This is a genomic window from Paracoccus sp. SJTW-4, from assembly GCF_047716885.1.
Classification (GTDB): Bacteria; Pseudomonadota; Alphaproteobacteria; order Rhodobacterales; family Rhodobacteraceae; genus Paracoccus; species Paracoccus solventivorans.
On sequence record NZ_CP136681.1, the window covers coordinates 2,601,692 to 2,619,625 of the forward strand.

Genomic DNA, 17,934 nt, shown 5'->3' on the forward strand with positions numbered 1-17,934 from the left:
ACGCTTGCCAGCCGGGGAAATCCCGCGTATGGGCAGGCCTTCATCTCGAACTCCACCGGGAATCAGGGTGGCCCAGGGTTCTGGGGCCCTCCGGTGATGTTGAAAGGAAAAGGCGCATGAAAGCGCAGGAACTGAGAGACAAGACCCCCGAGCAGCTGCGCGAGCAGCTGGTCGCGCTGAAGAAGGAAGCGTTCAACCTGCGCTTCCAGCAGGCCACCGGCCAGCTCGAATCGACCGCGCGCATGCGCTCGGTCCGCAAGGACGTGGCCCGCGTGCTGACCGTCATGAACCAGAAAGCGGCCGATGCCGCGGCGTCGCAGTAAGGAGCCGGACCCATGCCCAAACGCATCCTGCAAGGCAAGGTGACCAGCGACAAGAACGCCCAGACCGTCACCGTTCTGGTCGAACGCCGCTTCAAGCATCCGCTGCTGAACAAGATCGTCCGCTCGACCAAGAAATACCGGGCGCATGACGCGGAAAACCATTTCAAGGTCGGCGACACCGTCCGCATCATCGAATGCGCGCCGATTTCCAAGACCAAGCGCTGGACCGTCCTGACCGACGACAGCGCGTCTCAGGCCGCCGAGGCCTGAACGCCAACCGCGGCGGGCCATCCGGTCCGTCCGTGACATATCGAAACCCTGGGGCCGGGCCTGCAACCGGTCCCCATAGGTCGGGAGCAAACCATGATCCAGATGCAGACCAATCTGGATGTCGCTGACAACTCCGGCGCTCGCCGGGTGCAGTGCATCAAGGTTCTCGGCGGCTCGCACCGCCGCTACGCCTCCGTCGGCGACATCATCGTGGTGTCGGTGAAAGAGGCGATTCCGCGCGGCCGCGTGAAGAAGGGCGACGTCCGCAAGGCCGTCGTCGTGCGCACCGCCAAGGAAGTGAAGCGCGAGGACGGAACCTCGATCCGCTTCGATTCGAACGCCGCAGTGATCCTGAACAACCAGGGCGAGCCGGTCGGGACCCGTATCTTCGGGCCGGTCGTGCGCGAGCTGCGCGCCAAGAACTTCATGAAGATCATCTCGCTGGCGCCGGAGGTGCTGTGATGGCTGCGAAGCTGAAAAAGGGCGATACCGTCGTCGTGCTGACCGGCAAGGACAAGGGCAAGCAGGGGCAGATCCTGCAGGTCATGCCCAAGGACGACAAGGCGATCGTGGATGGCGTGAACGTCGCGCTGCGCCACACCCGCCAGTCGCAGACCAGCCAGGGCGGCCGCATCCCCAAGAACATGCCGATCCACCTGTCGAATCTGGCGCTGCTGGACAAGAACGGCAAACCGACCCGCGTCGGCTTCCGCATGGAAGGCGACCAGAAGGTCCGTTTCGCCAAGACCACCGGAGACGTGATCTGATGCTGGACGCCGCGAAATACACCCCGCGCCTCAAGGCGGAATATCGTGACCGCATCCGGGCCGCGCTCAAGGAAGAGTTCGGCTACAAGAACGACATGATGATCCCGCGTCTGGACAAGATTGTCCTGAACATGGGCATCGGCGAAGCGGTCAAGGACACGAAAAAGGTCCGCCAGGGCGCCGAAGAACTGTCGCTGATCGCCGGCCAGAAGGCCGTGATCACCAAGGCCAAGAAATCCGTCGCCGGCTTCCGCCTGCGCGAGGAGATGCCCCTTGGTGCCAAGGTCACGCTGCGTGGCGACCGGATGTATGAATTCCTGGATCGCCTGATCAACATCGCGCTGCCCCGCGTCCGCGACTTCCGCGGCGTCAAGGGCACGTCGTTCGACGGCCGCGGCAACTATGCCATGGGTCTCAAGGAACAGATCGTGTTCCCCGAGATCGAATTCGACAAGGTCGACGAGGTGCTGGGGATGGACATCATCATCTGCACCACCGCCGCGACCGACGCCGAGGCAAAGGCGCTGCTGAAGCAGTTCAACATGCCGTTCAACAGCTGATCGCGCGAGGAAGAACGATATGGCAAAGAAATCCATGATCGAACGTCAGAAGAAGCGCGAGCGTCTGGTGGCCCAGTATGCCGCCAAGCGCGCTGCTCTGAACGAAGTCATCAACGACCAGTCGAAGCCGATGGAAGAGCGCTTCAAGGCCACGCTGAAGCTGGCCGAGCTGCCGCGCAACTCGTCGCCGACCCGGCTGAACAACCGCTGCGAACTGACCGGCCGTCCGCGGGCGTATTATCGCAAGCTGAAACTGTCGCGGATCATGCTGCGCGAGCTGGGCTCGTTCGGCCAGATCCCCGGCCTGGTGAAATCGAGCTGGTAAGGGGGCAGGAAAGATGTCGATGAACGATCCGCTCGGCGATATGCTGACCCGCATCCGCAACGCTCAGATGCGCGGGAAATCCACCGTCCGCACCCCGGCCAGCAAGCTGCGCGCCTGGGTCCTGGACGTGCTGAAGGCCGAGGGCTACATCCGCGGCTATGAAGAGGTGAAGACCGAGGCCGGTCACACCGAACTGGAAATCAGCCTCAAGTATTTCGAGGGCGCCCCGGTGATCCGCGAACTGGCCCGGGTGTCCAAACCCGGCCGCCGCGTTTACGCCGGCGCGAAAGAGCTGCCGCAGGTCCGCAACGGGCTGGGCGTCTCGATCGTGTCGACGCCCCGCGGGGTGATGTCGGATGCAGCGGCTCGCAGCGCCAATGTCGGCGGCGAAGTCCTCTGCACGGTGTTCTAAGGAGGGCAGGATGTCTCGGATTGGTAAAAGACCGGTCGAACTGCCCCAGGGCGTGACGGCCGAAATCAAGGGCCAGACCATCTCGGTCAAGGGGCCCAAGGGCACGCGCAGCTTCACTGCGACCGACGACGTGGACCTGGTGCTGGAAAACGGCGCCGTCAGCGTCAAGCCGCGCGGCCTGTCCAAGCGCGCCCGCCAGCAATGGGGGATGTCGCGGTCGATGGTCGCGAATCTCGTCACCGGGGTCAGCCAGGGCTTCAAGAAAGAGCTGGAGATCCAGGGCGTCGGCTACCGTGCGGCGATGCAGGGCAAGACCCTCAAGCTGTCGGTCGGCTATACGCATGACGTGAACTTCGAGGCGCCCGAGGGCGTGACCGTCAACGCGCCCAAGCAGACCGAGATCGTGGTCGAAGGCATCGACCAGCAGGTCGTCGGCCAGGTCGCCGCGAACATCCGCGAGTGGCGCCGCCCCGAGCCCTACAAGGGCAAGGGCATCCGCTACAAGGGCGAGCAGGTCTTCCGCAAGGAAGGCAAGAAGAAGTAAGGATCACGCAGATGGCACTGAACAAGAGAGAACTGTTCCAGAAGCGCCGTATGCGCGTTCGGAACAAGCTGCACGCGATGTCCGATGGTCGTCCGCGCCTGTCCGTCCACCGCTCGTCCAAGAACATCAGCGTCCAGCTGATCGACGACGCGCAGGGCGTGACGCTGGCTTCGGCCTCGACCCTGGAAAAGGATCTGGGTCTGGTCGGCAAGAACAACGTCGAGGCCGCCGCCAAGATCGGCGCCACGATCGCGGAACGGGCCAAGGCCAAGGGCGTCGATACGGTCGTCTTCGACCGTGGCGGCTTCCTGTTCCACGGCAAGATCAAGGCGCTTGCCGATGCGGCCCGCGAAGGCGGTCTGAAGTTCTGATCGGTTGCGGGCGGCGCGTCGTGCAAGCGGCGCGCCGCCCCGATGATCCGGGGGCCGTCTCAGCGGCGGCCCACTTGGATCGGTATTGACGGCGCGCAGCGCGCCACAGGATAGGGAATGCCGCATGGCAGAACGTGACAACCGCCGGGGCCGCCGCGAAGAGCGCGAGGAAACCCCGGAATTCGCCGACCGCTTGGTCGCGATCAACCGCGTGTCGAAAACCGTCAAGGGCGGCAAGCGCTTCGGCTTTGCGGCGCTCGTCGTCGTGGGCGACCAGCGCGGCCGCGTCGGCTTCGGCAAGGGCAAGGCGAAAGAAGTGCCCGAGGCGATCCGCAAGGCGACCGAACAGGCCAAGCGCGGCCTGATCCGCGTGCCGCTGCGCGACGGCCGCACCCTGCATCACGACATCGAGGGCCGCCACGGCGCCGGCCGCGTGGTGATGCGCACCGCCGTTCCGGGGACCGGGATCATCGCCGGCGGCCCGATGCGCGCCGTGTTCGAGATGCTGGGCGTGCAGGACGTGGTGGCCAAGTCGCTGGGGTCGCAGAACCCCTACAACATGATCCGCGCCACCATCGACGGGCTCAAGGCCGAGGCCTCGCCCCGCTCGGTGGCCAGCCGCCGCGGCAAGAAAGTCGCCGACATCCTGCCGCAGCACGACAAACCCGCCGCGGCGCCTGCGGCCGAAACCGCGGAGGCCTGAGCATGGCAACCATCGTCGTCAAGCAGATCGGCAGCCCGATCCGCCGCCCTGCCGTCCAGCGTGCCACGCTCAAGGGCCTGGGGCTGAACAAGATGCATCGCACCCGCGAGCTCGAGGATACCCCCGCGGTCCGCGGCATGGTCAACTCGATCCCGCATCTGGTGCAGATCATCGAAGAAAAGAAATAAGACAAGGGGGCGCTGCGGCGCCCTTAGTTTTTACCGAGAATTGTCCTTATTCTCCAGTGGGAAAGCCCGCGGGAACGGCCTAGCAGATACTCCAGTCGTATCGAGGAGTATCCTGCGAAGATGTTCAAAGCCCTGATGCGGCGCTGCTGGCCGGCGTGCGGGAAGCGGCCGCGGATTGCCCGGATTCCTATCTCGGCTTCCAGTGCTACGCCGACACCGATCCCGATACCGACTACAAGGGCAATTTCGGCGGCGTCCTGACCGTTTCGGTCGACCGGCTCACCCTTGGCCTGCGCGCCACCGGCGAAAGCACCCAGATGGTCGCCGGTTTCAGGTTCTGATCCACTCCGGGGCCGCCGTATGACGCACGGCGCGGAAGCGTTCAGCGGCGCCCTCCGTGCCGCCTTGCCGGCGCTCTTTCATCTTGCCCGAAATATCCTCGGGGGGAATCGCCGCAGGCGATGGGGGGCAGACAGCCCCCCGCCACCACCGTGCGCCACCGCGCCATTTTCTCCACCGGCGCAAGCCTGCCGAAAAATCCGCGCCATGGAACCAACCGCCCGCAGCCACGCTTGAAGAGGTAATGGAAACAAAGGAGTCTGCCATGCGCCTGCCTGTCATCATCGCTGCCGTCGGGGGAACTGCCGCGCTTGCCGCCTGTGCGCCGCCGCCCCAGACCACCACCGTCATCGTGCCCGACGGGCCCGAGACCTGCGTTGCTGCCGATTACCAGCAGTATGTCGGCCAGCAGTCGCCCGCGATCACTCTGCCGGCGGGGACGGTCTATCGCCACTATCGCACCGGCGATCCGGTCACCGCGGACTTCAACCCGAACCGGGTCAATTTCGAATACAACCGCTCGGGCCGGCTGGTGAACGTCACCTGCGGCTGACCGGACCCGGCGCCCGATACGGAGCGCCCAAAGAAAACGCCCCGGCAACGGCCGGGGCGTTTCCCTTTGGTGCGGTGCGGCTCAGCGCTGCGGTTGGGCCACGAAGCGCAGATAGGGCAGCTTGCGGTCGACCTTGCCGAACTTGGCCTCGGCCTGCTCGTCGGTCAGCGACAGCGCGGCGATCACGTCCTCGCCGGGGCGCCAGTCGGCCGGGGTGGCGATCGGCACCCCGTCGGTCGCCTGCACGGCATCCAGCGCCCGCAGGATTTCCGCAAAGTTGCGGCCCACCGACATCGGATAGGTCATCATCAGCCGGACCTTCTTGTCCGGGCCGATGATATAGACGGTGCGGACGGTGGCGCTGTCGTTGGCGGTGCGCCCGTCGGGCAGATAGGCCTCGGCCGGCAGCATGTCGTAAAGCTTGGCCACCTTCAGCGAGGTATCGTCGATGATGGCGAAGTTGGCCGGGCAGCCGGCAAAGGTCTCGATGTCGCGCTTCCACTTGCGGTGGTCGTCGGCGCTGTCCACCGACACGCCCACCACCTTGGTGCCGCGCTTTTCCCATTCCTCGGCCAGACGGGCCACGGCGCCGAACTCGGTCGTGCAGACGGGGGTGAAGTCCTTGGGATGGCTGAAGATGATTCCGTAGCTGTCCCCCAGCCATTCGTGGAAGCTGATCTCGCCGTCGGTGGTCTCGGCAGTGAAATCGGGGGCGATATCATTGATGCGCAGGGACAATTCAGTGATCCTTGTTCTTGTGAGCCAACCTTTCCAGATAGGGCCCGCGACCCCGATTACCAGAGGTCTTCGGTCGGATTGCCCGGTATGCCGGCCATATCGCCGGCTCGGCCGACCTTGCGCCGGGCCGGTTGCGGTGCGACCCTGCCCGCCGACAGAGACCCATAGCGGAGGGCAGGCGATGGCCGGGCTGGAGGACAAGCGGAAATTCTACATCGGCGGCGCATGGGTAGACCCCGCGGCGCCGCAAGATCTCGAGGTGATCGACCCCTCGACCGAGGAGGGTTTTGCGGTGATCTCGCTGGGCGGGCAGCAGGATACCGACCGCGCGGTGGCCGCGGCCAAGGCGGCGTTCCCCGCGTGGTCGGCGACGCCGCCGGCCGAGCGGCTGGCCCATGTCGAGCGCCTGCTCGAGGTCTACAAGCGCCGCAACGACGACGTGGCCCGGGCGATGACCTGCGAGATGGGCGCCCCGACCTCGATGTCCAAGGCCGACCAGGCCGGCTCGGGCTCGTATCATATCGAGACCTTCATCGACGCTTTCCGCAATTTCGAGTTCATCCGGCCGCTGGGCCCGCACGCCCCGACCTCGATGGTGGCGTGGGAACCCATCGGGGTGACGGCGCTGATCACCCCCTGGAATTGGCCGATGAACCAGGTCACGCTCAAGGTGGTGGCGGCGGTGCTGGCGGGCAACACGGTGGTGCTGAAGCCGTCGGAGATCGCGCCGCTGTCCTCGATGGTGTTCGCCGAGATGATGGACGAGGCGGGCTTTCCCAAGGGCGTATTCAACCTGGTGAACGGGGACGGGGCAGGGGTGGGTACGCATCTGTCGACCCACAAGGACGTGGACATGGTGTCCTTTACGGGCTCGACCCGCGCCGGCATCGCGATCACCAAGGCGGCGGCTGACACGCTGAAGAAAGTGGCGCTGGAACTGGGCGGCAAGGGCGCAAACCTGGTGTTTGCCGATGCCGACGACAAGGCGGTGGAACGCGGCGCCAAGCACTGTTTCTACAACAGCGGCCAGTCCTGCAACGCCCCCACGCGGATGCTGGTCGAGCGCCCGCTTTACGAAAAGGCGATCGAGCGCGCCCGCGCGGTCGCCGAAAGCACCCGCGTCGGCAGCGCCCATGAAGAGGGGCGCCACATCGGCCCGGTGGTCAGCAAGCAGCAGTGGGACAAGATCCAGGACCTGATCCAGAAGGGCATCGACGAGGGCGCGCGGCTGGTCGCCGGCGGGCCCGGCCTGCCCGAGGGCGTCAACCGCGGCTATTTCGTCCGCCCGACCGTGTTCGCCGATGTCAGCAACGACATGACCATCGCGCAGCAGGAAATCTTCGGCCCGGTGCTGTCGATCATCCCCTTCGACAGCGAGGAAGAGGCCGTCGCCATGGCCAACGACACCCCCTATGGGCTGACCAACTACGTGCAGACCGCGGACGGGGCGCGCCGCAACCGGCTGGCAAGGCAGCTGCAATCGGGGATGGTCGAGATGAACGGGGCCAGCCGCGGCCGCGGCTCGGCCTTCGGGGGCGTCAAGGCCTCGGGCCGCGCCCGCGAGGGCGGGATCTGGGGGCTCGAGGAGTTCATGGACTCCAAGCAGATCTCGGGCTGGGACCCCGACGCCTGATCCCAAGTGGCGATGCGCGGCCCCCTCCGCGCATTCCGGGCGTTAGGTTCCCCGCTGGGACCCGGGCACCGGACCCAAGGTGGCGATGCGCGGAGCCTTCCGTGCATCCCGGCTCCTTGGTTTCCGCTGAAACCGGACGCCTGATCCAAAGCGGTAATGCGTGGGACCCTTTCGCACATCGCGCACATTTAGTCCCGCGCATGAGGTCGGACGCATCACCCAAAGCGGCAATGCGCGGAGTCTTCCGCGCATCCCGAACCCCTTCCAACGGGCCTCTGTACCCTGATCCGCGGCTTCATCTTGCCGCAAATATCCTTCGGGCTTCCGCGCGCCTGGAATAGGAGACGGATTAGAAAGCAGCCCCAAGGCTGTTTCCCGCCGGATGGTCCGGTGGGCTGTTTCAGCGAGGAGGCCGCGGCGGTGGCCGGGGGGGAAACCCCCCGCTCCGACCACGCCGCGGGGCGGGGCCTCAGCCCTTTTCGGCCTCCAGCTCGGCCATGGCCTCGTCCCACAGCACATCGCCATACATCTCGCGCAGGCTGGCCTTGACCACCTTGCCGGTCGCGCCCAGCGGCAGGGATTCCACGAAGATCACCCGGTCGGGCCTTTGCCAGCGCGGCACCTTGCCGTCGTAGAAGGCCAGCAGCTCTTCCTCGGTCAGATCGCTCTGCGGGCGTTTCTGCGCGCAGATCACCGGGCGCTCGTCCCATTTCGGATGCCGGGCGGCGATGGCGGCGGCGTTGGCGACCTTGGGGTGGGCGACGGCGATGTTTTCCAGGTCGACGGTGGAAATCCACTCGCCCCCCGACTTGATGATGTCCTTGGCGCGGTCGCGGATCACCATGTAGCCGTCGGGGTCGATGGTGGAAATGTCGCCGGTATCGAACCAGCCGTCCCAGGTCAGCGCCGTTTTCTCGTGGCCGAAGTAATGGTCCACGATCCAGTGGCCGCGGATCTGCAACTGGCCCTCGGTCACCCCGTCGTCTGGCAGCACGGTGCCGTCGGCGTCGACCACGCGCAGCTGCACGCCAAAGGGCGGGCGGCCCTGGCCGTTGCCGATCTGGTCCTGTTCGGCGTGGCTCAGCGCGGCATGTTTGGCCAGCGGTGCGTTCAGCGTGCCCAGCGGGCTGGTCTCGGTCATCCCCCAGGCGTGGATCAGCTCGACCCCGTAACGGTCGCGGAAGGCCGCGCGCATCGAGGGCGGCAGCGCCGAGCCGCCGACGATCGTGCGCTTGAGGCTGACCGGCTTTTCGTCCATCCCGTCCAGCGCGTTCAGCAGCCCCAGCCAGATCGTCGGCACCCCGGCGGCGATGGTCACCGATTCGTCGATGATCAGCCGCGCCAGGCTGTCGCCGTCCAGCCGCGGCCCCGGCAGCACCAGCCGCGCGCCGACCGCGGCGGCGGCATAGGGCGTGCCCCAGGCGTTGACGTGGAACATCGGCACCACCGGCATCAGCGAATCGGCCGCGCCGATCGCCAGCCCGTCGCGGTTGTTGACGCAAAGCGCGTGCAGCAGCGTCGAGCGGTGGGAATACAGCACTCCCTTGGGGTTGCCGGTGGTCCCCGAGGTATAGCACAGCGCCGAGGGTGCGGTTTCCTCGATCTCGGCCCAGGGGGCGGCGGGGTCGCCCTCGGCCAGCAGGTCCTCGTAGAACAGCAGCCCCGGCAGCTCGGCCGCCGCCGCCTCGTCGCGCGGCCCCAGCATGACCACGCCGCGCAGGGTGGTCAGCTGGTCGCGAATCGCCGCGATCATCGGGACGAAGGTGCGCTCGATGAACAGCATCCGGTCGGTGGCGTGGGTCACGATATAGGCCAGCTGCTCGGGCGCCAGCCGCGGGTTCAGCGTATGGCAGACCATGCCCATGCCCGGCACGCCGAAATACAGTTCCAGATGGCGGCGGTTGTTCCAGGCAAGCGTGCCGATCCGGTCGCCCGGCTCCATCCCGCGGCCCTGCAGCGCCGAGCCGATGCGGCGGGCGTTTTCGCCCACGCGTGCCCAGGTGCTGCGCTCGAACCCGCCCTCGGTCAGCGCCGACACGATCTCGGTTTCACCATGATAGCGCGCGGCGTGGTCGATCAGCGAGCCCACGGTCAGCGGCTGGTGCATCATCTTGCCCAGAAGCATGGTTTCCCTCTTCCTCTGCCTTCTGTGATAGCGGCCACATTGCGCAGGGCGGGCGGGTCGCCGCAAGGTCCCGCGCCACTGTGACGCAAGGTCCGGACCGGCCGCCTGCCCATCATGGGCAGGGTGCGGGTTTGCGGGCGGCCTGCCGGGGAACGGCGGCGCGCGGTTGAACCCGCAGCCGGCCCGTGCAAGCTGCCGGAAAACCCAGCGGAGACGACGATGCAAGACGACCTGCCCCTTTCCGGCCTGCGCGCCATCTGCATGGCGATCAACGTCCCCGGCCCGGCCGCCGCCGCGATCCTTGCCGCGCAGGGAATGGAGATCATCAAGATCGAGCCCCCCGCCGGCGACCTGACCGGCCACGCCATGCCCGGCTGGTATGCCGAGCTCAACCGCGCCGCCACGGTCGAGACGGTGGACCTGCGTTCGGGGGACGGCACGGCGCGGTTCCACGAATTGCTGCGCGGGGCGGATCTGCTGATTTCCAGCCACCGCCGCACGGCGCTGGCCCGGCTGGGAATCACCGTGCCGGAGCTGGCGGCGCTGAACCCCGCGCTGTGCTGGGTCGAGATCGTGGGCGACACCCAGGCCCCCGACGTGCCCGGCCACGACCTGACCTATCAGGCTGCCGTCGGGCTGCTGCAGGGCGAGGCGATGCCGCGCACGCTGATCGCCGATCTGGCCGGCGCCGAGGCCGCGGCCGGCGCCGCGGCGGCGCTGCTGCTGGGGCGCGAACGCGGGCGGCCGGGCCGTCACGCCGCGGTCGGGCTGCGGCAGGCGGCCGAGCGTTTCGCCGCCCCGGTGCGGCACCGTGCCACGGTGGCGGGCGGGATCCTGTCCGGGGCGCGGCCGGAATATGCGATCTATCCGCTGGCCGACGGCCATGTCGCCTGCGCCGCGTTCGAGCCGCATTTCAAGGCGCGGCTGGACGCGCTGGCCGGCGACGACCCGGCCGGGTTCTTTGCCGCGCTGACCATGGCGGAATGCCGCGCCCTGGCCGAGGCCGAGGACCTGCCGCTCGAGCCCTTCGGCGCCTAGCAAGGGGCAGGGCGGCCCGGCCGGGGGCTTGCATCGCCGGCGCGGGCGCTATAGACCCCGGCAGTCGCCGCGGCCCCGTGCCCCGGCGTCCGAGTGATTCAATGTCCGTGTGCACCCCTTTGTCGCTGTTGGGGGTGTTTCCGGCAAGGGAGATAGCGACATGAAACTGAACGAGCTTCGCGACAACGACGGCGCCAGCCGCAAGAAAAAGCGCATCGGCCGTGGCCCGGGTTCGGGCAAGGGCAAGATGGGCGGCCGTGGTATCAAGGGCCAGACCTCGCGGTCCGGCGTGGCGCTGAACGGTTACGAAGGCGGCCAGATGCCGCTGTACCGCCGCCTGCCCAAGCGCGGCTTCTCCAAGCCGAACCGGCTGGAGTTCGCGGTGGTCAACTTGGGCCAGCTGCAGAAGATGGTTGAGGCGGGCAAATTCGCCGCCGGTGCTGAACTGGACGAGGACGCGCTGGTCGCGGCCGGTGCCACCAAGCACAAGCGCGACGGCATCCGCCTGCTGGCCAAGGGCGAGCTGAAGACCGCGCTGAAGCTGACGCTGGCCGGGGCTTCGGCTGCGGCGGCTGCGGCGGTCGAGGCCGCGGGCGGTTCGCTGACCCTGACCCGCCCGGTTGCGGCGGCAGAGCCTGCGGCCGAGTAAGCGGCGGAATAGCTGTTGAAGCGGCGCGCGGCGCCGCCTAGATAGCGGACAGGTTTTTCCAGCGCCGCCGAACCGGCAACGGTCGGCGGCGCTGTCAAATCCGGCCCCGCCGGGGCGGGCCGTGCGACAGACAAAGGGGCAGTCATGGCGTCAGCCGCAGAACAGATGGCCGCGAATCTCAGCTGGGGACAGCTGGGCCGTGCGACCGAGCTTCGCCAACGCATCTGGTTCACGCTGGGGCTGCTGATCATCTATCGGCTTGGCACCTATATCCCGGTTCCCGGCATCGACGGCGGCGCGCTGCGCAACTTCATGGAACAGGCGCAGTCGGGCATCGGCGGCATCCTGTCGATGTTCACCGGCGGCGCGCTGGGGCGGATGGGCGTGTTCGCGCTGGGGATCATGCCCTATATCTCGGCCTCGATCATCGTGCAGCTGATGACGGCGATGGTCCCCTCGCTCGAGCAGCTGAAGAAAGAGGGCGAGCAGGGCCGCAAGAAGATCAACCAGTACACCCGCTACGGCACGGTGCTGCTGGCGCTGTTCCAGGCCTATGGCATCGCCGTCAGCCTCGAGGCCGGCGGCATGGCGCAGGACCCGGGTCTGTTCTTCCAGGCGTCGGTGATCATCACGCTGGTCGGCGGCACCATGTTCCTGATGTGGCTGGGCGAACAGATCACCTCGCGCGGGATCGGCAACGGCATCTCGCTGATCATCTACGTGGGCATCCTGGCAGAGATTCCCGGCAGCCTGGCGCAGTTCCTGGCGCAGGGACGGACGGGCGCGGTCTCGACCCCGGTGGTGCTGGGCATCATCGTTCTGGTCGCGGTGGTGATGACCTTCGTCGTGTTCATGGAACGCGCGCTGCGCAAGATCCGCATCCAGTATCCCCGCCGCCAGGTCGGGATGAAGGTCTATGACGGCCAGTCCAGCCACCTGCCGCTCAAGGTCAATCCGGCGGGCGTGATCCCGGCGATCTTCGCCAGCTCGCTGCTGCTGCTGCCGATCACCATCTCGACCTTTTCGGGGAACGAGACCGGGCCGGTGATGTCCACGATCCTGGCCTATTTCGGCCCGGGACAGCCGCTGTATCTGCTGTTCTTCGCGGCGATGATCGTCTTCTTCACCTATTTCTACACGCAGAACGTGTCGTTCAAATCCGACGACGTGGCCGAGAACCTCAAGAACCAGGGCGGGTTCATCCCCGGCATCCGGCCGGGCAAGCGGACCGAGGAATATCTGGACTATGTGGTCAACCGGGTGCTGGTCATCGGCTCGATCTACCTGACCGCCGTCTGCCTGATGCCGGAAATCGTGCGCGATTGGTTCTCGGTGCCGTTCTATTTCGGCGGCACCTCGCTGCTGATCGTGGTCTCGGTGACGATGGACACGATCAACCAGATCCAAAGCCACTTGCTCGCCCATCAGTATGAGGCTTTGATCGAGAAATCCCAACTGCGCGGCAAGCGCAAGCCGGGGGAGCCCAAGCCCCGCCGCCTGCCGGCGCGGCGCTGACGACCTATTGATAACGGAGCCTTTCAACGGGCCAGCTGAGATTACGGAAAGGGGACGCCGCGTGACGATCAACATCATCCTGCTGGGCCCGCCCGGCGCGGGCAAGGGCACCCAGGCCCGCACCCTGGTCGAAGAACGGGGGCTGGTGCAGCTTTCCACCGGCGACATGCTGCGCGATGCGCGCAGCTCGGGCACCGAGATGGGCAAGATCGTGGCCGATGTGATGGACCGCGGCCAGCTGGTCACCGATGAGATCGTGATCGGGCTGATCCGCGAAAAGCTGGATACGGTCGAGGCTCCCGGCTTCATCTTCGATGGCTTCCCGCGCACCCTGGCCCAAGCCGACGCGCTCGAGGAGCTGCTGGACGGCATGGGCCGCAAGATCGACGCGGTGATCGAGATGCGCGTCGACGACGAGGCGCTGGTCGACCGCATCAGCGGCCGCTTTACCTGCGGCAACTGCGGCGAGGTCTATCACGACACCACCCGCCCAACGAAAGAGCCCGGCAAATGCGACGTCTGCGGCAGCACCGACATGAAGCGGCGCGCCGACGACAATCCCGAAAGCCTCAAGACGCGGCTGATGGAATACTACAAGAAGACCTCGCCGCTGGTGGGGTATTACTATGCCAAGAAGACCCTGGCCCCCGTCGACGGCATGGCGGAAATGGACGAGGTCGGGCGCCAGGTCGCGGCGATCGTGGACCGGATCGGCGGCTGAAACCGGCTCGGGCGTCCGGGCGGCATGTTGACGCGGGGCGCGCGATACTTTAACCGCAGGCATCTCATCCGAGAATCACCCATTCGGGGTGAAGCGATGGCCCGAGGCGTGATGCCGAGGGCCATTGGTTGTGAAAAAAGGTTCCGGCACTACGGAACCGCAACGTAAAGGAAGAACGGCTTTGGCCCGTATCGCTGGCGTCAATATCCCGACCGGCAAGCGCGTCCCGATCGCGCTGCAATATATCCACGGCATCGGCCCGATGTATGCCGAACAGATCGTCCAGGCCGTCGGCATCGACCCGACCCGCCGCGTGAACGAACTGTCGGACGCCGAAGTCCTGCAGATCCGTGAATACATCGACGCCAACCTGACCGTCGAGGGCGACCTGCGCCGCGAGTCGCAGATGAACATCAAGCGCCTGATGGACCTCGGCTCGTACCGCGGCCTGCGCCACCGCCGCGGCCTGCCCGTGCGCGGCCAGCGCACCCACACCAACGCCCGCACCCGCAAGGGCCCGGCGAAACCGATCGCCGGCAAGAAGAAGTAAGGAGGGCTTGGGACCATGGCACGCGACAAGACGCGCATGAAGCGCAAGGAACGCAAGAACATCGCCACCGGCGTGGCGCATGTGAACAGCTCGTTCAACAACACCAAGATCCTGATTTCGGACGTGCAGGGCAACGCGATCTCGTGGTCGTCGGCCGGCACCATGGGCTTCAAGGGCTCGCGGAAATCGACCCCCTATGCCGCGCAGATGGCCGCCGAGGACGCCGGCAAGAAGGCGCAGGAACACGGGATGCGCACCATCGAGGTCGAGGTTCAGGGCCCCGGCTCGGGCCGCGAATCGGCGCTGCGCGCGCTGGCCGCCGTCGGCTTCAACATCACCGCGATCCGCGACGTGACCCCGATCGCGCATAACGGCTGCCGCCCGCCCAAGCGCCGCCGGGTCTGATCCACCGGATTTTCTGCCGGCCCGCGCCGATTGGTGCGGGCCGGGTTTCGCATTTTACCTCGGGCGTTTCCGGCGGCTGGTCATGGGGCCGGGAACAGGAATGGAGGCAATCGCATGATCCACAAGAACTGGGCCGAACTGATCAAGCCCTTGCAGCTGGATATCCGGCCGGGCGCCGACGCGGCCCGCGTCGCCACCATCGTCGCCGAGCCGCTGGAGCGGGGCTTCGGCCTGACGCTGGGCAACGCGCTGCGCCGCGTGCTGATGTCCTCGCTGCAGGGCGGCGCCATCACCAGCGTGCAGATCGACAACGTGCTGCATGAATTCTCGTCCGTCCCCGGCGTCCGCGAGGACGTGACCGACATCGTCCTGAACCTCAAGGGCGTGACGCTGAAGATGGACGTCGAGGGCCCCAAGCGGCTGACCCTGTCAGCCAAGGGCCCGGGCGAGGTCAAGGCCGGCCAGATCGCCGAGACCGCCGGCATCACCGTGCTGAACCGCGACCATGTGATCTGCAACCTCGACGAGGGCGCCGAGCTGAACATGGAACTGACGGTTTCCGTGGGCAAGGGTTACGTTGCCGCCGACAAGAACCGCGCCGAGGATTCCCCGATCGGGCTGATCCCGATCGACGCGATCTTTTCGCCGGTCAAGCGGGTCAGCTACGAAGTCACCCCCACCCGCGAAGGGCAGGTGCTGGACTATGACAAGCTGACCATGCGCATCGAGACCGACGGCTCGCTGACCCCCGAGGACGCGGTGGCCTATGCCGCCCGCATCCTGCAGGATCAGCTGGCGGTGTTCGTCAACTTCGAGGAGCCGGAATCGGCCCGCACCCAGGACGCCGAGGACGGGCTGGAGTTCGACCCGCGCCTGTTGAAGAAGGTCGACGAGCTGGAGCTGTCGGTCCGGTCGGCCAACTGCCTCAAGAACGACAACATCGTCTATATCGGCGACCTGATCCAGAAGACCGAGGCCGAGATGCTGCGGACCCCGAACTTCGGCCGCAAGTCCTTGAACGAGATCAAGGAAGTGCTGTCGGGCATGGGCCTGCATCTGGGCATGGACGTGGTCGACTGGCCACCGGAGAACATCGAGGACCTGGCCAAGCGCTTCGACGACCAGTTCTGATAACGGCGTAAGGTGCGTCCTGTGGACGCACCTTCGACACCCGGGCATACCGCCCCAAGGAGAGCGTCCGCAACGCACGGCCGCCGGACAAAGCAAAACGCTGATAGGAGACCACCATGCGTCACGCCCGCGGCTATCGCCGCCTCAACCGCACCCACGAGCACCGCAAGTCGCTGTTTTCCAACATGGCCTGCAGCCTGATCGAGCATGAGCAGATCAAGACCACCCTGCCCAAGGCCAAGGAACTGCGCCCGATCATCGAAAAGCTGATCACCCTGGCCAAGCGCGGCGACCTGCACGCCCGCCGGCTGGCGGCTGCCCAGCTCAAGCAGGATGCGCCTGTTGCCAAGCTGTTCGAGCAGCTGGGCCCGCGCTACAAGGACCGCCAGGGCGGCTATGTCCGCGTGCTGAAGGCCGGGTTCCGCTATGGCGACATGGCGCCGATGGCGATCATCGAGTTCGTCGAGCGCGACGTCTCGGCCAAGGGCGCCGGCGACCGCGCCCGCCTGGAAGCCGAGCTGGAAGACTAGGCCGGACTGCGCGCCCGGTGGCTCCGGCCGTCGGGCGCGGCATGATTTGTCCAGTGACGTTGCGTCACATGCGCGCCCGCACAGTTTGCTGTGCGGGCTTTTTTAACACTTATCTGCGTGAATGTTCGGTGGAAAGCACATGATTTACGCCACATCTCTGGCATAGTCCTTCCCATTCTGCATAGTTAACAGAGATCTAGTTCCGAGCAATCTGTCTAAAAAGCCATGTCCTTGAGAGCCGAGATTACCGCGACCCTGTCCCGCCTGCAAAAGCTGGCCCAATCCGGCTATTCGATCGGGCTGCATATTCGGTTCACCTCGCCGATCATGATGTTCCAGACCTACCCCGAAGCCTGGGCGGAACATTATACGGCCAACGCCTTTGCCCTGCGCGATCCGACCATCGCCTGGGGGTTTTCGACCACCGGAACCGTCCGGTGGTCTGCAATGCCGATCCCCGACCCGTTCGGCATCATGGCAGACGCGGGTCGGCATGGGTTGACCTATGGTCTGACGGTGTCCTGCGGCCCGATCAAGTCGCGCACCATCGCCAGTTTTGCCCACGGCACCCGCGAATTCACGGATGACGAGATCGAAGCGATCTCGGCGCTGGTACGACGGCTCCATGACATCACCGAGCCGCCGGAGAGCCTGACGAAGGCTCAGCAAGAGGCCCTTCGGTGCATCGCGGAGGGTGATCGCCACGCAGCGGCGGCCGCTAAGCTCGGCATTACCGAAAGTGCGTTCAAGGCGCGTCTGATCTCGGCCCGTGAAAGGTTGATGGCCAAGACGACTGCCGAGGCGCTGCAACGAGCAAAGGATTACCGTCTGCTGTAAACCGTTCGCCTCGAAAGTTCCTTTCACCGCGTTCGCTCCGGGGGGGCTCAACCCTTACAACCCCAGGAGAAAACCATGCAGACCACCACGCTTTCCTTCAGCAACCTTCACAACCACGGAGACCTGTTCGCCAATCTGTTCCGCGCCCGCCGCCAAAGCTTCATCGTCCAGAAGAACTGGGACCTGCCGCAGGCGGACGGGATGGAGTTCGACCAGTATGACACCCCGGCCAGCCGCTGGGTGGCCGTGCATGATGGCGAAAACCATGTGCTCGGGGGCTTCCGGCTGACCCCCACGACCGCCCAGTGCGGGATCTATTCCTATATGATCCGCGACGCGCAGCGCGGGATTCTGGGCGGGTCGATCCCGCAGGACCTGCTGTATGAGGAGGCTCCGGTCGATCCGCAGGTGTGGGAATGCACGCGGGTGTTCGTGAACCATGCGACGCCGATGGCGATTCGCCGCCGGGTGCACATGACCATGGCCGGGGCGATGACGCGGGCGGCGCGCGAGCTGGGCGCCACCCGGCTGGTCGCGCTGACCGACGCGAAATGGCCCCGCTGGTACGGCCGCTGCGGTGTCGAGGCCGAGGCCATCGGCCGGGTGATGTGGATCGACGACGGCGATTTCCAGTGCGTTGCGATCAACCTCGCCAGCAAGATGCACTGAGGTGGCCGGGGTAGGGTGTGGGGGATACCCTCCGCGTG

General features: G+C 66.3%; 26 protein-coding genes. 24 read left to right on the forward strand and 2 right to left on the reverse strand.

The window, feature by feature from the left end:
* Nucleotides 1–116: 116 nt before the first annotated feature.
* From rpmC to RSP45_RS12800, 13 genes are all read left to right on the forward strand, one after another.
* Entirely contained in the window at nt 117–323 is a 207-nt protein-coding gene (gene rpmC, locus RSP45_RS12740; RefSeq protein ID WP_073067236.1) for a 50S ribosomal protein L29, read from the forward strand.
* A 12-nt stretch (nt 324–335) separates the two neighbouring features.
* Nucleotides 336–593 carry a 30S ribosomal protein S17 gene (rpsQ, locus tag RSP45_RS12745; protein ID WP_415392210.1) on the forward strand — a complete coding sequence of 86 codons (258 nt, stop codon included), beginning with the start codon at nt 336–338 and terminating at the stop codon, nt 591–593.
* Between the two features lie 93 nt (nt 594–686).
* Nucleotides 687–1,055, forward strand: coding sequence for a 50S ribosomal protein L14 (rplN, locus tag RSP45_RS12750; RefSeq protein ID WP_073067232.1), 369 nt, complete (start codon nt 687–689; stop codon nt 1,053–1,055).
* A complete protein-coding gene (gene rplX, locus RSP45_RS12755) occupies nt 1,055–1,360 on the forward strand; it encodes a 50S ribosomal protein L24 (protein WP_415392211.1) in 306 nt (101 codons plus the stop codon). The genes rplN and rplX overlap by 1 nt, the downstream gene beginning before the upstream one ends.
* Nucleotides 1,360–1,920, forward strand: a complete 561-nt coding sequence (gene rplE / locus RSP45_RS12760) for a 50S ribosomal protein L5 (protein ID WP_073067228.1) — start codon at nt 1,360–1,362, stop codon at nt 1,918–1,920. The genes rplX and rplE overlap by 1 nt, the downstream gene beginning before the upstream one ends.
* A gap of 19 nt (nt 1,921–1,939) precedes the next feature.
* On the forward strand, nt 1,940–2,245 hold the full coding sequence (rpsN, locus tag RSP45_RS12765; RefSeq protein ID WP_073067226.1) for a 30S ribosomal protein S14: 306 nt from the start codon (nt 1,940–1,942) through the stop codon (nt 2,243–2,245).
* 13 nt (nt 2,246–2,258) lie between these two features.
* Nucleotides 2,259–2,657: a 30S ribosomal protein S8 gene (gene rpsH / locus RSP45_RS12770; RefSeq protein ID WP_415392212.1), complete on the forward strand. Its 399-nt coding sequence runs from the start codon at nt 2,259–2,261 to the stop codon at nt 2,655–2,657.
* A gap of 10 nt (nt 2,658–2,667) precedes the next feature.
* Nucleotides 2,668–3,201: a 50S ribosomal protein L6 gene (gene rplF, locus RSP45_RS12775; RefSeq protein WP_303729016.1), complete on the forward strand. Its 534-nt coding sequence runs from the start codon at nt 2,668–2,670 to the stop codon at nt 3,199–3,201.
* Nucleotides 3,202–3,212: 11 nt separating this feature from the next.
* Complete coding sequence (gene rplR, locus RSP45_RS12780) at nt 3,213–3,572, forward strand: 50S ribosomal protein L18 (protein WP_303729017.1); 360 nt, start codon at nt 3,213–3,215, stop codon at nt 3,570–3,572.
* Nucleotides 3,573–3,696: 124 nt separating this feature from the next.
* Nucleotides 3,697–4,275: a 30S ribosomal protein S5 gene (rpsE, locus tag RSP45_RS12785; RefSeq protein ID WP_073067219.1), complete on the forward strand. Its 579-nt coding sequence runs from the start codon at nt 3,697–3,699 to the stop codon at nt 4,273–4,275.
* Nucleotides 4,276–4,277: 2 nt separating this feature from the next.
* Nucleotides 4,278–4,463 carry a 50S ribosomal protein L30 gene (gene rpmD / locus RSP45_RS12790; protein ID WP_415392213.1) on the forward strand — a complete coding sequence of 62 codons (186 nt, stop codon included), beginning with the start codon at nt 4,278–4,280 and terminating at the stop codon, nt 4,461–4,463.
* Between the two features lie 155 nt (nt 4,464–4,618).
* A complete protein-coding gene (locus tag RSP45_RS12795; RefSeq protein ID WP_415392214.1) occupies nt 4,619–4,804 on the forward strand; it encodes a hypothetical protein in 186 nt (61 codons plus the stop codon).
* 263 nt (nt 4,805–5,067) lie between these two features.
* Nucleotides 5,068–5,355: an I78 family peptidase inhibitor gene (locus RSP45_RS12800; RefSeq protein ID WP_303729019.1), complete on the forward strand. Its 288-nt coding sequence runs from the start codon at nt 5,068–5,070 to the stop codon at nt 5,353–5,355.
* Nucleotides 5,356–5,436: 81 nt separating this feature from the next.
* Here RSP45_RS12800 and RSP45_RS12805 read toward each other — a convergent pair whose 3' ends face one another.
* Nucleotides 5,437–6,093, reverse strand: coding sequence for a peroxiredoxin (locus RSP45_RS12805; protein ID WP_073067212.1), 657 nt, complete (start codon nt 6,091–6,093; stop codon nt 5,437–5,439).
* A gap of 190 nt (nt 6,094–6,283) precedes the next feature.
* On the opposite strand from RSP45_RS12805, the gene RSP45_RS12810 reads away from it, so the two are divergent.
* A complete protein-coding gene (locus tag RSP45_RS12810; RefSeq protein WP_415394064.1) occupies nt 6,284–7,726 on the forward strand; it encodes an aldehyde dehydrogenase family protein in 1,443 nt (480 codons plus the stop codon).
* Nucleotides 7,727–8,195: 469 nt separating this feature from the next.
* Here RSP45_RS12810 and RSP45_RS12815 read toward each other — a convergent pair whose 3' ends face one another.
* Nucleotides 8,196–9,851, reverse strand: a complete 1,656-nt coding sequence (locus RSP45_RS12815; protein ID WP_415392215.1) for a long-chain fatty acid--CoA ligase — start codon at nt 9,849–9,851, stop codon at nt 8,196–8,198.
* A gap of 219 nt (nt 9,852–10,070) precedes the next feature.
* Between RSP45_RS12815 and RSP45_RS12820 the strand changes: the two genes are divergently transcribed.
* From RSP45_RS12820 to RSP45_RS12865, 10 genes are all read left to right on the forward strand, one after another.
* Nucleotides 10,071–10,889, forward strand: coding sequence for a CoA transferase (locus RSP45_RS12820; protein ID WP_415392216.1), 819 nt, complete (start codon nt 10,071–10,073; stop codon nt 10,887–10,889).
* A gap of 160 nt (nt 10,890–11,049) precedes the next feature.
* A complete protein-coding gene (gene rplO, locus RSP45_RS12825; RefSeq protein ID WP_415392217.1) occupies nt 11,050–11,538 on the forward strand; it encodes a 50S ribosomal protein L15 in 489 nt (162 codons plus the stop codon).
* Nucleotides 11,539–11,682: 144 nt separating this feature from the next.
* Complete coding sequence (gene secY, locus RSP45_RS12830; protein ID WP_073067202.1) at nt 11,683–13,053, forward strand: preprotein translocase subunit SecY; 1,371 nt, start codon at nt 11,683–11,685, stop codon at nt 13,051–13,053.
* A 61-nt stretch (nt 13,054–13,114) separates the two neighbouring features.
* A complete protein-coding gene (locus RSP45_RS12835) occupies nt 13,115–13,774 on the forward strand; it encodes an adenylate kinase (RefSeq protein ID WP_303731057.1) in 660 nt (219 codons plus the stop codon).
* A gap of 181 nt (nt 13,775–13,955) precedes the next feature.
* Nucleotides 13,956–14,324, forward strand: coding sequence for a 30S ribosomal protein S13 (gene rpsM, locus RSP45_RS12840; RefSeq protein WP_415392218.1), 369 nt, complete (start codon nt 13,956–13,958; stop codon nt 14,322–14,324).
* Between the two features lie 15 nt (nt 14,325–14,339).
* Nucleotides 14,340–14,729 (forward strand): 30S ribosomal protein S11, encoded by a 390-nt coding sequence (gene rpsK, locus RSP45_RS12845; RefSeq protein WP_073067198.1) that lies wholly within the window; start codon nt 14,340–14,342, stop codon nt 14,727–14,729.
* 114 nt (nt 14,730–14,843) lie between these two features.
* Complete coding sequence (locus RSP45_RS12850; RefSeq protein WP_090848046.1) at nt 14,844–15,860, forward strand: DNA-directed RNA polymerase subunit alpha; 1,017 nt, start codon at nt 14,844–14,846, stop codon at nt 15,858–15,860.
* Nucleotides 15,861–15,976: 116 nt separating this feature from the next.
* The gene (gene rplQ / locus RSP45_RS12855; RefSeq protein WP_415392219.1) at nt 15,977–16,390 is read left to right on the forward strand and encodes a 50S ribosomal protein L17; all 414 of its coding nucleotides are present in this window, start codon (nt 15,977–15,979) and stop codon (nt 16,388–16,390) included.
* Nucleotides 16,391–16,615: 225 nt separating this feature from the next.
* Complete coding sequence (locus tag RSP45_RS12860) at nt 16,616–17,227, forward strand: autoinducer binding domain-containing protein (protein ID WP_415392220.1); 612 nt, start codon at nt 16,616–16,618, stop codon at nt 17,225–17,227.
* Nucleotides 17,228–17,302: 75 nt separating this feature from the next.
* Nucleotides 17,303–17,896 carry an acyl-homoserine-lactone synthase gene (locus RSP45_RS12865; RefSeq protein WP_073067190.1) on the forward strand — a complete coding sequence of 198 codons (594 nt, stop codon included), beginning with the start codon at nt 17,303–17,305 and terminating at the stop codon, nt 17,894–17,896.
* Nucleotides 17,897–17,934 lie beyond the last annotated feature (38 nt).